The following is a 13,534-nucleotide window of genomic DNA, read 5'->3' on the forward strand; positions in this document are numbered from 1 at the left end:
AAAACGGTGGACACGCAAGCCACAGAAGTCACGAGTGCACTCAGAGCACCGGTGAGGCGACAAGACCCGCCGCAAGTTCGGTCAGATCCCTGTTTGTATCGGCGAGTACGTCGGCGCTGATGTCCGGGGAGCGTTCGATAAGGGTTCGGACGGCACGAATGTCCTTCGGCCGGCCCACGCTCACAGCACCGACGATATTTCCGTCGCGCATGCAGATCGCAGTGAAGTCATAGGAGTCCAAGTCTCCTCGAACAATCACGGTGTCGTCCGCGCCTGGCCAACCCGCTACTTGAATGTTGCGGCCGAATTGGTTCGACCAACTCCAAGGGACGGATTCGAAGGGTTCTTCCTTCCCGACGATGGTCTTGGCAACTGCAACTGCGTGGTCCTGCGCAGTGTTCCAGTGCTCACCACGGTGCATGCCGCCGAGAAAACCGTTGGGCACGTTGGCCACATCGCCGATCGCGTACACATTGTCGACGGAGGTCCGGAGGTATCGGTCTACCGAAATCCCGTTGTCCACCGCAATACCCGCAGCAGCAGCCACATCGGTATCGGGCAAGGATCCGATTGCGACGACGGCCAACTCCGCTGTCCACTCGCGTCCGTCACGCGCACGTGCGGTGACGCCGTCGGCACCCGTCGTGAGCGTCTCGAGGTCGACTCCCGTCTGCAAGGCGACGCCCGCCGAGACGTGCAGCGCGGCGATCTTCTCCGCTATCGACGGTGGAAGCAGCCTGGACAGGGGCACCGGTTGCGCTTCGAGAACCTGCACACTGCAACCCAAGTCGCGTGCCGTTGACGCCACCTCCGATCCGATCAAGCCACCGCCGACCACCAATAGCGAGGATCCTTCGATCAGCTGGGATTGCAAGCGTCGCATGTCTGCGATATCCCGAAGATAGTGAACGCGCTCGGAATCTTCCGCGGCCAACCGTCGGGACCGTCCACCCGTGGCAAGAATCAGAACGTCGTAGTCGATGCTGTCACCGTCGGCTAAAAGTACTGTGCGGGAATCTGTGTCGATACTCGTGACAGTTGCGCCGATCCGAAGATCGATACCCTGCTCGTTCCAGAAAGTCGACGGCCGCAACCGAACCCGATCGAACGACGCTTTCCCGGACAGTAGCTCCTTCGACAGCGCTGGGCGGCGGTACGGCTCCTCAGGTTCGCTTCCGATCAGGATGATGCTGCCGCCGAACCCTTCCTTGCGCAGGGCCTGCGCGGCACCGGAACCGGCGATGCCCGTGCCCACGATCACGACGGTGCGTGTGTCGGGCTCGCTGACCGCTGTCATCAGCGGTCCACCTCCACCATTTCGAAATCGACTTTGGCGGCACCACAATCAGGGCAGGACCAGTCTTCGGGAATCTCGTCCCAGCGAGTACCCGGCTCGATACCGTCGTCGGGCCAGCCGATCGCTTCGTCGTATTCGAACCCGCACTGGAGGCAGCGGAACAATTTGTAAGCAGTGGCAGTCTCGGACATCGGTTTTCCTTTCACCGGTGGGTATTTCGATCAGGATTGCGTGACGAGGGTGAAGTCGACCTTCTCGCGGACGCCGCAGTCGGGGCAGCACCAGTCGTCCGGAATACTCGACCACGGCGTGCCGGGCGGAAAGCCTTCTCGCGCAGCGCCTGTCGATTCGGTGTACGTGTAGTCGCAGATCGGGCAGATGTAGGCGTTCATGCGTTCACCCCGTAGGCTGCGAGGATCTTGGCCCGCTTCTTCGGCGCGATGTTGACCTGGGTGATGTCACCTCGGTAGTGCTCGAGAACGCGGTGGTCCATCACCTTGCGCCACAGGGGCGGGACTGTTGCGAGCATGATCATGCTGGCGTAGCCGCTCGGGAGCTGAGGGGCCTCTTCCATACTGCGAAGCGCTTGGTAGCGCCGTGTCGGATTCGCATGATGATCGCTGTGCCGCTGCAAGTGATAAAGGAAGACGTTGGTGCAGATGCGATCACTGTTCCAGCTGTGCGCCGGCGTGCATCGCTCGTACCGTCCGCTTGCGGTTTTCTGACGTAGGAGTCCGTAGTGCTCGAGGTAGTTGATCGCTTCGAGCAGCGAAAACCCGATGAACGCCTGGATCACGAGGTACGGCGCGATGCCGATCCCGAACACTGCAAGCGCGACACCGAACAGAACAACCGACATGAGCCAGGCGTTGAGCACGTCGTTCTTGATGCTCCAGTGCGTGGTGCCCAAACGCTCGAAGCGGGTCTTCTCGAGATGCCACGCCGACTTCAATCCTCCGCCGACGCTGCGCGGCCAGAAACCGTAGAGGGTCTCACCGAAGCGCGAGGTCGCCGGATCTTCCGGAGTCGACACTCGCACATGGTGGCCACGGTTGTGCTCGAGGTAGAAGTGACCGTAAGCACTTTGTGCGAGAACGATTTTGGACAACCAGCGCTCGACGCTCTCCTTCTTGTGCCCGAGTTCGTGGGCTGTGTTGATGCCGATTCCGGCCGTCACACCGATCGTCACTGCGAGTCCGATATTGGAGAGAACGCTCAAATCCCAACGTGCCCAGATGTAGCAGGACAGGAAGAAGGCCGTGTACTGCAGCGGCAGATAGGCGTAGGTGCACCACCGGTAGAAGCGGTCGTTCTCGAGTTCGTCGATCACCTCGTCGGGCGGATTCTTCCCGTCCTCACCCGCCAGGATGTCGATGACGGGAATGAGAGCAAACGCGATCAGTGGGCCGGTCCACCAGAAGACATTCCATCCGGTGGCGGTAACAAGCCCCACGGCGATGAAAGTTGCCGATGACGGAATCAGCGCCAGCAGCCACAAGTAGCGTTTCCGGTCTCTCCAAGTTGCGAGCCGACCATCTGGCTCGGTGTACACCAACGCCGCCATCGAATTCTCCAGTTCTCGTTCGGATCAGTGAGTGCGTCCTGCGCGGTAATCCGCGACACGAACAACATCTATGTATAGAGAGTGGACAAATGATGGCGTTTTGTCAACGATTTTTGAGGTAAAAGTTTTACAAACACGCAGATTTGTACATCACTAGGATGTGGCGGCAGATCAGCGTTCAAGGAATCGAGGGCGCAAAAGTGCGCCGAAAGGCGCTCGCGCCTCAGGCGGAACGTAGGCCGCCTCGCCATGCCGGGAATACAGGTGGTCGTCCTCGTATCGCGGAAATACGTGGACGTGGTGGTGCCAGACGTCCTGGTTGCCCGCCGGTTCGTTGTGCTGCCGGGTCGAGACGCCGTCGCAGCCGTAGGCTTCACGAATTGCAACAGCCACGGCCTGAACCAGGTCGAAAACCGAGTGCCCGACGCTCGTGGGCAAAGTGTAGAGATTCTCGAAGTGCTCGATCGGCGACACAACTACGTGGCCGGGGTTGCCCGGCCACCACTTCGGGGAAATCCGAGCGATTGCGTGGTCGGTTCGAGCAACCAGGTCGGTCGACGCGTTGTGCTCGTCGAACTCGCCCAGCGCGAAGCGACAGAACGGGCACCGGTACCCCGGCGGCTCATGATGCAACTCGCCTGCCTTCACGTCGCGATCTTCCCACGACCTCAACGTCTGCGACCCGTGTGGAAAGCCCCAAAATGCCCGATCTGCGCGAATTTCCCCAAAACAAAAGTTCGCGTACCCATACTGAAATGACCGACTGTCCCCGACGTGAGTGGGTCCTCATGGATACCGACGTATTGGTAGCGGGCGCCGGCCCGATCGGATTGACCACCGCGATCGAGCTGCGCAGACGCGGTATCTCCTGTCGAATAGTCGACCCCCTCGACGAACCGCGGCAATACGCGAAAGCAGTCGGGATTCAGCCACGCACTCTCGAACTCTTCGAGAACATGGGGGTGCTCCGCCAGGCACTCGACGCCTCGACATTGATGCGCGGTCAGATCATGTACACGAACGGCGTCGAGGTCGGCCGCGTCGACCTCACCCTCCCCGACGACATTCCTTACTGGTTTCTCTGCCTGCCTCAGTACTCGACGGAGCGCATCCTCACCGAGCGCCTCACCGAGTTGGGAACAACCGTCGAACGCGGAGTCGGCCTCACCGCATTCGAACAGTCCGACGACGCCGTCACCTGCACCCTCAGCGACGGCAGCACTGTGACAGCCCGGTACCTGGTGGGTTCCGACGGCGCGCACAGCGTGGTCCGCAAAGGGCTGGGCCTGAGCTTCGAGGGCGGCGCGTTTGCCGAGAGCTACATGCTCGGCGACGTCGAAGTCGACTGGTCGATACCCAGCGGCTACTCCGTCCGCGCCAACCACACCGCCGACGACGGAACCACCGACGACCTACTCGTCTGCATCCCACTTCCCGGACACAAGCGGTACCGCATGTCGATGCTCGTTCCGGACGAGTTGATGCCGGACGAATCGTCGAACAAAGCCGCTGTACAACACGGTTTTTCAACCGGCAAGACACCTGAACTCCATCACATCCAGGCCGTGCTCGACAGACTGTCCCCAGAACCGACAACCGCCTCGATGCTGCGATGGTCCTCGGTCTTCCGCATCAGCCACCGCATCGTCGACGCTTACAGCCGCGGACGGGTTTTTGTCGCCGGCGACGCCGCGCACATCCATCCCCCGACTGGCGCGCAGGGCATGAACACCGGGATCCAGGACGCCCACAATCTTGCGTGGAAGATAGCGCTCGCCGTCAAAGGTGTTGCGAAAGCGGATCTTCTCGAGACCTACGACGCCGAAAGGCGGCCGGTCGGTGAAGAAGTCGTCGGGATGACGGTCCGAAATGCTCGAGAAGGAATCGGTTCGGGAGAGTCCTCCATCGACACGGCAATGCGGCGCCAGGCTCAATTGTTGATCGACTACTCGGAGAGTCCGCTGAACACCGGGCGTAATTCTTCGAGTCCACACGTTCAACCGGGCGAGCGTGCACCCGATGCACGCGGAATGCGCCGAGACGGTGTGCAGTATCCAATTCGGTTGTTCGACTTGCTGTCCGGAGTCGACCACACGTTGCTGCTGACTTCGGACGGATCCGCGGAGAGCATCAACAGCTTGGAGAAGGTCGCCGACGCCGCAATTCGATCAGCGCACGGCTTGCTGGACGTCTACGCGATAGTGCCACCGGGAACCGTGACCGTCGACTCGCTGGTGCCGATCATCGAGGACAACGCCTCGCAACTGTGCGCCGCGTATGGGGTCGAAGGTACGGCGGCGCTGGTCATTCGCCCCGACGGCTACCTCGGATTCCGTGGTCACCCGGAGAACGTTTCCGATTACTTCACGAAAGTGTTTGCCGTCAATCAGGAATGAGCGAAGCGAACATCAACCGAATCTCGGGCGAGAGCTTCATCAACTCGACGTATCCACCCAACGGCCCGGCATCGAGGTAGGAGAACTCCATGCCGGCGCCCTCTACCCGACCTTGTTGCACCACCGACATTCCGCGACGCTCGGCCTCGAGCAACGTCGCCTCGTAATCGTCGGGAACCCAAGCCATGTGATGAACTCCGACGCCGTGAGTCTCCAGGAACTCCGTGTACAGGTTGCGTCCGGACACTGGTTGGATCAACTCGAGCTGTTGGCTGCCCGCATATCCGATCGACACGTGCACGACATAGTCCGCGGGCTCACCTCGATACGTTGTGGTCTCGGGACCAAAGGCGATGTCTGGCATACGTAGCCATCGCTCCACTCCCCACTGCCGAGTGAACTCCTGTTCGGCGGCCTCGATGTCCTCGACCACCCAGCAGATCTGGAAGATCGGTCCCGAGACCAACGGGGTCATGCCATTTTTCCGTTGTCCACCGAGTAGACGGCCCCGTGTATCGCCGCGGCGTCGTCGGAGGCAACGAAAGCCACCATCTTCGCAACGTCCTCGGCTTCCATCAAGCCACGCGGCGAGGCAACCTTCATGACGAGGTCGAAGTCGACTCCGTCGGGGAAGGTGAATCCGGTGACTTGAGGAGTCATCATGCCGCCGGGGCAGATTGCGTTGACACGCAGAGACTTTCCGGTGAACTCCATCGCCATCGCTCGGGTCAGTCCGATGAGTCCGTGCTTGGCAGCACAGTATCCAGCCGAGTACGCCTGCCCTTCCAGCCCCGCGATCGAGGAGACGTTGACGATGTTGCCGCCCCGTTCCAGCAAGTGCGGCAGTGCTGCTCGGGAAAGGAAGAACGGTCCGTTCAGATTGACCGCAAGGTCATGTGCCCATTCGGAATCCGCAATATCCGCCGTATGACGAAGCGAGTGCGATCCCGCCACGTTGACGAGGATGTCGATACCACCGAGTTCGTCGACGCACGCCTGCACGGCCGCATCACACTGAGCGGAATCCGAGACGTCCGTCGCCGCGAAACGACGCTCTCCATCCGCGCCGACCACCTCGACCATCGACTGTCGCAGCTTTTCCTTGTCGCGGGCGATACCGAAAACCTGTGCGCCCCTGCGGTGGAGAATCTCGGTGACGGCGCGCCCCAACCCTGAGGACGCGCCGGTCACCAAGGCCACTTTTCCGGCCAGTACGTCTGCCATGACCTAGGAAGCCGCTGCTTCGCGCTGGAGTTCCAGCGCGATGTCGATCAACTGATCTTCCTGTCCGCCGACCAACTTGCGCTTACCTGCGCGCACCAACAGCTCCGCGGACGACACTCCGTACCGCTCGGCCTGACGCTCGGCATGCTTGAGGAAGCTCGAGTACACGCCGGCGTAGCCCATCATCAGTGCTTGACGATCGAGCAGGCATTCCTGCGGCATTGCCGGGCGCACAACATCTTCGGCTGCATCGGCGATGGCGAAGAAGTCGATACCGGTCTTGACGCCGATCTTGTCGCAAACACCGACAAACGCCTCGACCGGGGCGTTGCCGGCGCCGGCACCGAACCGACGGGTACTACCGTCGATCTGCTTGGCTCCCGCACGAACTGCCGCAATGGAATTGGCGACGCCCAGGCCCAGGTTCTCGTGGCCGTGGAAGCCGACCTGAGCGTCGTTGCCGAGTTCCTGAACCAGCGCCTCGACGCGATCGGATACCTGCTCGAGTACCAGCGCGCCGGCCGAGTCGACCACGTACACACACTGGCAACCCGCGTCGGCCATGATGCGAGCCTGCTTGGCCAGCTTCTCCGGCGGAATCGAGTGAGCCATCATGAGGAATCCGACTGTTTCGAGTCCACGCTCACGCGCGAGGCCGAAGTGCTGGATGGATACGTCTGCCTCGGTGCAGTGAGTTGCAATGCGGCAGATGGACGCACCGTTGTCCTGTGCGATGACGATGTCGTCCTTGATGCCCAACCCGGGCAGCATCAGGAAGGCGATCTTCGCGTTGGTCGCCGTTTCGACGGCAGCTTTGATCAGTTCCTGCTCGGGAGTCTTCGAGAAGCCGTAGTTGAAGGAGGATCCGCCGAGACCGTCGCCGTGAGTGACCTCGATGACCGGCACTCCGGCTCCGTCGAGGGCACCGACGATGGCTCGTACTTCGTCGACGGTGAACTGATGACGCTTGTGGTGGGAGCCGTCGCGCAGCGACGTGTCGGTGACGCGGATGTCCCAGCTCGAATCGAAATGAATCATGTCGCTCATGCCTTCACACTCAGAAGCTTCTGGGCGATTTCCTCGCCCACCTTGGTGGCTGCTGCCGTCATGATGTCGAGGTTGCCCGCGTACGGCGGTAGGAAATCGCCTGCGCCTTCGACCTCGACGAACGTGGTGACCGTTGCATAGCCACCGGAAACGACGCTCGGTTTGTCGAACTGCGGTTCGTTGAGCAACCGGTAGCCGGGCACGTACTGCTGGATGTCCTTGACGACGCGGTGAATGGAGTCGGTGATCGCGGCCTGATCGGCGTCTTCGGGGATAGCGCAGAAGATTGTGTCGCGCATGATCATCGGCGGGTCCGCGGGATTGAGGATGATGATCGCCTTGCCGCGCTGTGCGCCGCCGATGGTCTCGATACCGCGGCTGGTGGTCTTGGTGAACTCATCGATGTTCGCGCGAGTTCCCGGGCCGGCGGACAATGATGCAACGGAGGCGACGATCTCGGCGTACGCCACGTCGACGACACGCGACACCGCGTAGACGATCGGAATGGTTGCCTGCCCACCGCAAGTGATCATGTTGACGTTGGGTGCGTCCAGGTGCTCACGCAGGTTCGCGGGCGGAACCACAGCCGGGCCGACCGCGGCCGGAGTCAGGTCGACGGCACGGATACCGGCGGCCTCGTAGCGTGGTGCTGCCTCGCGGTGCACGTATGCCGACGTCGCCTCGAAGACCAGGTCCGGTTTCTCCGCCTGGCTGAGCAACCAGTCGACGCCCTCGGCGGAGGTCTCGAGTCCCATCTTGCGGGCGCGCGCCAATCCTTCACTCTCGGGATCGATTCCGATCATCCATCGCGGTTCGAGCCACTCGGAACGCTGCAGTTTGTACAACAGATCGGTACTGATGTTTCCCGATCCGACGATCGCCACACTTGCCTTGGTCATGACTACTCCTACGTGAACTGAAGAGAGACGGAACCGAGGCCGCTGAACTCGGCTCGGAAGTTGTCGCCTGGATGAGCGTCGATCGCTCGCGTGCACGAACCCGGCAGAACGATGTCGCCGGCCTTGAGCCGAACTCCGAACGTGTCGACCTTCTGCGCCAACCACGCGACAGCGGTGACCGGGTTACCGAGAACCGCATCGCTGCGCCCCTCCGCAATCCGCTCCCCGTTGCAGGTCAGCACCGCGTCGATCGCCTTGATGTCGATGTCCGACGGGCGAACTCGTTCCTTGCCGAGAATGAACCCGGCGGAGGACGCGTTGTCCGCGATGGTGTCCGAGAGGCCGATCTTCCAGTCCTTGATCCGGCTGTCGATCAACTCGATGGACGGCGCATAGGCGACAGTGGCGTCGATGACGTCTTGTTCGGTGCACCCGGCGCCCGGCAGATCTGCTCCCAGAATGAAGGCGACCTCCACCTCGACGCGGGGGAAGCAGAAGCGCGACGTGTCGACCGGACGGTTCTCGAACTCTTCCATCTCGGCGAGCAGGTGACCGTAATCTGGCTCGTCGACGCCCATCATCTGCTGCATCGCCAGTGACGAGAGTCCGACCTTGTGTCCGACTACCTTTGCGCCACCGGCAACACGACGCCTGATGTTGATGAGCTGGATCTCGTAGGCGTCGACGACGTCGATGTCCGGATACGTGGCGATCAGCGGGCTGATCGGAGCGCGATCCCGTTCCGCCGAATCAAGATGGTCGGCAAGTTCGCCACGGATCTGCGTCGAGAGCATCGTTCAGGCCTTTCCGACTGTGGAGAATGCGGCTGCGTGCTGACCGGCTCGTCGTCCGGAGAATACGCAGTCGGCGAGCGACAAGCCGCTCACATACGAGTTGGAACAGATACCGACCGCGGTACGGCCGGCGGCGTACAGACCAGGGATACCCTCCCCGGCCTCGTTTTTCACCATGCCGGACGATTCGTCGACCACCAATCCACCGAGCGTGAGCATCGGGCACGGATTCATCATGTTGGGCTTGATCGAGACGTCGTACATCGTGAACGGCGCAGACAGTATCGGCCTGACGAAGTCCGACGGTTTACCCATCGGATCAGGTTGTCCGGCAGCGGCAGCGGAGTTGTGCGCGTCGACGGTGGCTTGAAGGCCGGCGACGTCTATCCCCGCTTTGCGGGCGACCTCGGCAATGGTGTTGCCACGCAATGCAGTACGCATCATTCCGGTGGTCTGTACCCGCTGGAACCACATCGACTGGTCACTTATCTGCGATTTCGCTTCGCGAACGAGTTCGGAATCTGCCAGCAGCCAACCGATTCCGCTGCTCTTCTCCGCCATCGCCTGACCGAGAGCGGCACCGTAACGGGACTCGTCGACGATTCGCGCACCGGATTCACCCACCAAAATGGAACCGAGAAAAGCACTCGGCGGGACGATGAATCGCCAGGCGGACACATTGCCGAGCTTGTCGGTGGCTCCCCCGGCTTCGACACCGAGGTTGATGCCTTTGCCGTCGTCCCCGGAGGTGCCGAGCGGGATACCGCCCTTGTAGGCGGGAGCATGGGTACGCATCATCTCGCGATTGGACACGAAGCCGCCGGCGCTGAGGATCACGCCGCCGCGTGCCTGGATACGAATCCGCTTGGCGTGCTTCTTCTCGATCTTCGCGATCAGTGCGTCGAGAATCGTGCGCAACTGCGGTGCGTAGACGCCGGGCTTGGAGGACAAGGACCCGAGCGTCGCGTGACGGCGACGAACTCCGGCGGGTGCGTCACGCAGCGTCAGTGCTTCGACGCCGATCACCCGGCCGTCCTCGATGATCAGCCGGTCCGCTCGCGTCTGGCCGAGCAACTGGACGCCCTTCGCCTCCGCGGACTTCGCGAGCGGGCCGTACAGCATCTTTCCCGACGTGCCACGCCCCTTGGCGCGATGACCACGCGGAGCAGGTTTTGCGATGTCACGGAACCCGCCGGCCGATTCGCTACCCGAGAAGTAGAGGTAGTGCTTGTTGCTCGGGTACGACGTCTTGTACGGACAGAGTGAGGCCTCGAACGGCACGCCGTGACTGCGCAGCCAGTCGATCGACGCCGGGCTCTCGTCGACGAACCGGCGCAGAGTCTGCGGCGTCACCGCGTCACCGACCTCGCGGTTCAGGTAGGCGAGCATGGCTTCGGGACTGTCCTCGACACCGGCTTCCTTTTGAATCACGGTGCCGCCGCCGGCGTAGTAGATTCCTCCGGAAATCGTGCTGGCACCACCACCGAGTGCTCGGTCGATTGCCAAAACCGACGAACCGGCCGCTACAGCTTCGAGCGCCGCACTGGCGCCCGCCACACCGAACCCGACCACAAGGACGTCAACCGAAGTATCCCAGGTCACACCGCACCATCCTCAATCTCACTGCAACGTGTTTCGTTATCAATGACAACGTCCGGAAATACTTCCTGGCAGAAAGCATGGACTGACACCCCCATCATTCTATAACGTGTTCTACATGAGCAAGCAGGAATACGACATCGTCGTCGTCGGCAGTGGTGCCGCAGGTATGACAGCGGCCTTGACCGCAGCCCACCAGGGCTTGAGTGTGGTCATCGTGGAGAAAGCCGCCCACTACGGCGGATCGACCGCCCGTTCCGGTGGTGGGGTCTGGATCCCCAACAACGAGGCACTTCAAGCGGACGGTGTCACCGATACACCGGAGGCCGCACGTTCCTACCTGCACAGCATCATCGGCGACGTTGTCGCTCCCGAACGCATCGACACCTATCTCGAGCGCGGTCCCGAGATGCTCTCGTTCGTGTTGAAGAACAGCCCGCTCGAGCTGCAGTGGGTTCCCGGCTACTCCGACTACTACCCGGAAGCACCCGGCGGACGCCTCGGTGGCCGCAGTGTCGAGCCCACCCCGTTCGACGGCAACAAGTTGGGCGCCGACCGCAAGAACCTCGAGCCCGACTACGTCAAGGCCCCCAAGAACTTCGTCATCACCCAGGCCGACTACAAGTGGCTCAACCTGCTGATGCGCAATCCTCGCGGACCCCTGCGCGCCATGAAGGTCGGCATGCGATTCCTCGCAGCGAAGGCCACCAAGAAGGATCTGCTGGTTCGCGGCCAGGCACTGGTCGCCGGTATTCGACTCGGACTTCAGTCCGCCGGAGTACCCATCCTGCTGAACACCCCGCTGACCTCCCTGTACACCGAAGACGGCGCAGTTCGCGGCGTCAACGTCATCGTCGACGGCGAGGAGCAGGTCATCCGCGCTCGCCACGGAGTCGTGTTGGGATCCGGCGGATTCGAGCACAACAAGGAAATGCGTGAGAAGTACCAGCGCGCACCTATCGGCACCGAATGGACCGTCGGCGCGAAGGCAAACACCGGCGACGGTATCCGCGCAGGCCAAGAAGTGGGCGCTGCAGTCGATTTCATGGACGACGCCTGGTGGGGCCCGTCCATTCCGCTGACCGGCGGACCGTGGTTCGCTCTCTCCGAGCGCACCCTCCCGGGCTGCATGATGGTCAACATGTCGGGCAAGCGCTTCGGCAACGAGGCTGCTCCGTACGTCGAGGCGACCCATGCGATGTACGGCGGTGAGTACGGTCAGGGCGAGGGCCCCGGCGAGAACATCCCGACGTGGATGATTCTCGATCAGCGCTACCGCAACCGCTACACGTTTGCCGGTATCACTCCCCGCTCCCCCTTCCCCGGCCGCTGGCTCAAGGCCGGCATCGTGGTCAAGGCGGGAACCATCGCCGAATTGGCAGAGAAGACAGGGCTTCCCGTCGCATCGCTGACCGAAACCGTCGATCGGTTCAACGGCTTCGCGCGCAACGGCAAGGACGAGGACTTCGGACGCGGTGACAGTGGTTACGACGCGTACTACGGCGATCCCCGACTGAAGAACCCCAGCCTCGCCGAAATCAGCAAGGCTCCGTTCTACGCCATCAAGATGGTTCCGGGTGACCTCGGCACCAAGGGTGGTATCTGCACCGACGTCAACGGCCGAGCACTACGCGAAGACGGAAGCGTCATCGACGGCCTCTACGCGGCTGGCAACGCGAGCGCTCCGGTCATGGGCCACACCTACGCCGGACCAGGCGCGACCATCGGTCCCGCAATGACTTTCGGTTACTTGGCCGTACTCGACATCGTCGAGCGTGCGAAGAAGGCCGAGACAACCGAAGCACCTGCAGCTGAAAAGACGGCGGTCGACCATGCCAATTGATCCGAAGATCGCACTCGGCGCCGAGCTTGCGCCACAAGAGTTCTCGTGGACCCCGTCGGACGTGCAGCACTACCACTTGGCACTGGGGGCAGGTGCTCGTCCGCTCGATCCGAACGAGCTTCGATACCTCGACGACGAAAAGCCTCAGGTACTACCCACCTTTGCCACCGTCGCCGCCAACTTCCACGCCACCGAAGCACCGAAGGTGTCGTTCCCCGGCGTCGAAATCGATCTGGCGAAGGTGGTGCACGGAAGCCAGGAAGTGACTGTCCATCAGCCGATCCCGGCAAGTGGAAGTGGCCGCACCACAACTCGAATCGCCGAGATCTGGGACAAGGGCAAGGCCGCGGTGATCGTGCAGGAATCCGTCACGGTCGACGCCGAGGGCAACCCGCTGTGGACAGCTCGCTCGTCCATTTTCGCCCGCGGCGAGGGTGGTTTCGGGGGTGAACGTGGTCCGTCGGAGTCGATTACGCTTCCGGATCGCGAAGCAGATGAGACAGTGGTGACGCCTGTGCTTCCACAGCAGGCTTTGCTGTACCGGATGTGTGGTGATCGGAATCCGTTGCACTCGGATCCGCAATTCGCCTCCGCGGCAGGCTTTCCAGCGCCTATCCTGCATGGACTGTGTACTTACGGAATGGTCTGCAAGACCGCAGTGGATACCATGCTCGACGGCGACAGCAGTCGGGTAGCCGGATTTCGGGCCCGCTTTGCCGGGGTCGTATTTCCCGGCGAGAACTTGAGTATCCAGATCTGGAAAGACAATGGGCGACTCCTGATCTCAGCTTCTGTACTGGAGCGCGAAGCTCCTGCCCTGGCTGACGTAGTTCTCACTCTTGTCTGATACCAACCTGTCTGATACCAACCT

Annotated in this window: 14 protein-coding genes; 3 read left to right on the forward strand and 11 right to left on the reverse strand. The window is 61.9% G+C overall.

The window, feature by feature from the left end; genetic code table 11:
- Nucleotides 1-40: 40 nt before the first annotated feature.
- The 5 genes from QRN54_RS01920 to QRN54_RS01940 form a co-directional block, all read right to left on the reverse strand.
- Nucleotides 41-1,297 carry an NAD(P)/FAD-dependent oxidoreductase gene (locus QRN54_RS01920; protein WP_007734096.1) on the reverse strand — a complete coding sequence of 419 codons (1,257 nt, stop codon included), beginning with the start codon at nt 1,295-1,297 and terminating at the stop codon, nt 41-43.
- Entirely contained in the window at nt 1,297-1,488 is a 192-nt protein-coding gene (locus QRN54_RS01925) for a rubredoxin (protein ID WP_007734094.1), read from the reverse strand. Before QRN54_RS01925 ends, QRN54_RS01920 begins: the two co-directional genes overlap by 1 nt.
- Before the next feature lie 30 nt (nt 1,489-1,518).
- Nucleotides 1,519-1,689 (reverse strand): rubredoxin, encoded by a 171-nt coding sequence (locus QRN54_RS01930; RefSeq protein WP_007734092.1) that lies wholly within the window; start codon nt 1,687-1,689, stop codon nt 1,519-1,521.
- Nucleotides 1,686-2,861, reverse strand: coding sequence for an alkane 1-monooxygenase (locus QRN54_RS01935; protein ID WP_003945652.1), 1,176 nt, complete (start codon nt 2,859-2,861; stop codon nt 1,686-1,688). Before QRN54_RS01935 ends, QRN54_RS01930 begins: the two co-directional genes overlap by 4 nt.
- A 171-nt stretch (nt 2,862-3,032) precedes the next feature.
- On the reverse strand, nt 3,033-3,509 hold the full coding sequence (locus QRN54_RS01940) for an HIT family protein (RefSeq protein ID WP_058039230.1): 477 nt from the start codon (nt 3,507-3,509) through the stop codon (nt 3,033-3,035).
- Between the two features lie 140 nt (nt 3,510-3,649).
- Here QRN54_RS01940 and QRN54_RS01945 point away from each other — a divergent pair, with 140 nt between their 5' ends.
- Complete coding sequence (locus QRN54_RS01945) at nt 3,650-5,257, forward strand: FAD-dependent monooxygenase (RefSeq protein WP_285181545.1); 1,608 nt, start codon at nt 3,650-3,652, stop codon at nt 5,255-5,257.
- On the opposite strand, the gene QRN54_RS01950 is transcribed toward QRN54_RS01945, so the two are convergent.
- From QRN54_RS01950 to QRN54_RS01975, 6 genes are read right to left on the reverse strand one after another with little or no spacing between them, the layout of a single operon-like run.
- Nucleotides 5,244-5,732, reverse strand: a complete 489-nt coding sequence (locus tag QRN54_RS01950; RefSeq protein ID WP_064112422.1) for a VOC family protein — start codon at nt 5,730-5,732, stop codon at nt 5,244-5,246. The genes QRN54_RS01945 and QRN54_RS01950 overlap by 14 nt on opposite strands.
- Nucleotides 5,729-6,481, reverse strand: a complete 753-nt coding sequence (locus QRN54_RS01955) for an SDR family NAD(P)-dependent oxidoreductase (RefSeq protein ID WP_075832130.1) — start codon at nt 6,479-6,481, stop codon at nt 5,729-5,731. The genes QRN54_RS01950 and QRN54_RS01955 overlap by 4 nt, the downstream gene beginning before the upstream one ends.
- Before the next feature lie 3 nt (nt 6,482-6,484).
- Entirely contained in the window at nt 6,485-7,528 is a 1,044-nt protein-coding gene (gene dmpG, locus QRN54_RS01960) for a 4-hydroxy-2-oxovalerate aldolase (RefSeq protein WP_007734084.1), read from the reverse strand.
- On the reverse strand, nt 7,525-8,427 hold the full coding sequence (locus QRN54_RS01965) for an acetaldehyde dehydrogenase (acetylating) (RefSeq protein WP_047269619.1): 903 nt from the start codon (nt 8,425-8,427) through the stop codon (nt 7,525-7,527). Before QRN54_RS01965 ends, dmpG begins: the two co-directional genes overlap by 4 nt.
- Before the next feature lie 8 nt (nt 8,428-8,435).
- Nucleotides 8,436-9,221, reverse strand: a complete 786-nt coding sequence (locus QRN54_RS01970) for a 2-keto-4-pentenoate hydratase (protein ID WP_042449395.1) — start codon at nt 9,219-9,221, stop codon at nt 8,436-8,438.
- A gap of 3 nt (nt 9,222-9,224) precedes the next feature.
- Nucleotides 9,225-10,823: an FAD-binding protein gene (locus QRN54_RS01975; RefSeq protein WP_064443102.1), complete on the reverse strand. Its 1,599-nt coding sequence runs from the start codon at nt 10,821-10,823 to the stop codon at nt 9,225-9,227.
- A gap of 115 nt (nt 10,824-10,938) precedes the next feature.
- Here QRN54_RS01975 and kstD point away from each other — a divergent pair, with 115 nt between their 5' ends.
- On the forward strand, nt 10,939-12,663 hold the full coding sequence (kstD, locus tag QRN54_RS01980; protein WP_007734077.1) for a 3-oxosteroid 1-dehydrogenase: 1,725 nt from the start codon (nt 10,939-10,941) through the stop codon (nt 12,661-12,663).
- Nucleotides 12,653-13,510 carry an enoyl-CoA hydratase ChsH3 gene (gene chsH3 / locus QRN54_RS01985; protein WP_042449393.1) on the forward strand — a complete coding sequence of 286 codons (858 nt, stop codon included), beginning with the start codon at nt 12,653-12,655 and terminating at the stop codon, nt 13,508-13,510. The genes kstD and chsH3 overlap by 11 nt, the downstream gene beginning before the upstream one ends.
- The last annotated feature ends 24 nt before the right edge of the window (nt 13,511-13,534 follow it).

The sequence above is a fragment of the Rhodococcus sp. MEB032 genome, from assembly GCF_030208925.1.
GTDB lineage: Bacteria > Actinomycetota > Actinomycetes > Mycobacteriales > Mycobacteriaceae > Rhodococcus_F > Rhodococcus_F qingshengii.

Excerpts from the sequence above, each read along its gene's own strand:
- QRN54_RS01920 (WP_007734096.1), bottom strand. The coding sequence starts at position 1,297 with ATGACAGCGGTCAGCGAGCCCGACACACGCACCGTCGTGATCGTGGGC.
- QRN54_RS01925 (WP_007734094.1), bottom strand. The coding sequence starts at position 1,488 with ATGTCCGAGACTGCCACTGCTTACAAATTGTTCCGCTGCCTCCAGTGC.
- QRN54_RS01930 (WP_007734092.1), bottom strand. The coding sequence starts at position 1,689 with ATGAACGCCTACATCTGCCCGATCTGCGACTACACGTACACCGAATCG.
- QRN54_RS01935 (WP_003945652.1), bottom strand. The coding sequence starts at position 2,861 with ATGGCGGCGTTGGTGTACACCGAGCCAGATGGTCGGCTCGCAACTTGG.
- QRN54_RS01945 (WP_285181545.1), top strand. The coding sequence starts at position 3,650 with ATGGATACCGACGTATTGGTAGCGGGCGCCGGCCCGATCGGATTGACC.
- QRN54_RS01950 (WP_064112422.1), bottom strand. The coding sequence starts at position 5,732 with ATGACCCCGTTGGTCTCGGGACCGATCTTCCAGATCTGCTGGGTGGTC.
- QRN54_RS01955 (WP_075832130.1), bottom strand. The coding sequence starts at position 6,481 with ATGGCAGACGTACTGGCCGGAAAAGTGGCCTTGGTGACCGGCGCGTCC.
- dmpG (WP_007734084.1), bottom strand. The coding sequence starts at position 7,528 with ATGAGCGACATGATTCATTTCGATTCGAGCTGGGACATCCGCGTCACC.
- QRN54_RS01965 (WP_047269619.1), bottom strand. The coding sequence starts at position 8,427 with ATGACCAAGGCAAGTGTGGCGATCGTCGGATCGGGAAACATCAGTACC.
- QRN54_RS01970 (WP_042449395.1), bottom strand. The coding sequence starts at position 9,221 with ATGCTCTCGACGCAGATCCGTGGCGAACTTGCCGACCATCTTGATTCG.
- kstD (WP_007734077.1), top strand. The coding sequence starts at position 10,939 with ATGAGCAAGCAGGAATACGACATCGTCGTCGTCGGCAGTGGTGCCGCA.
- chsH3 (WP_042449393.1), top strand. The coding sequence starts at position 12,653 with ATGCCAATTGATCCGAAGATCGCACTCGGCGCCGAGCTTGCGCCACAA.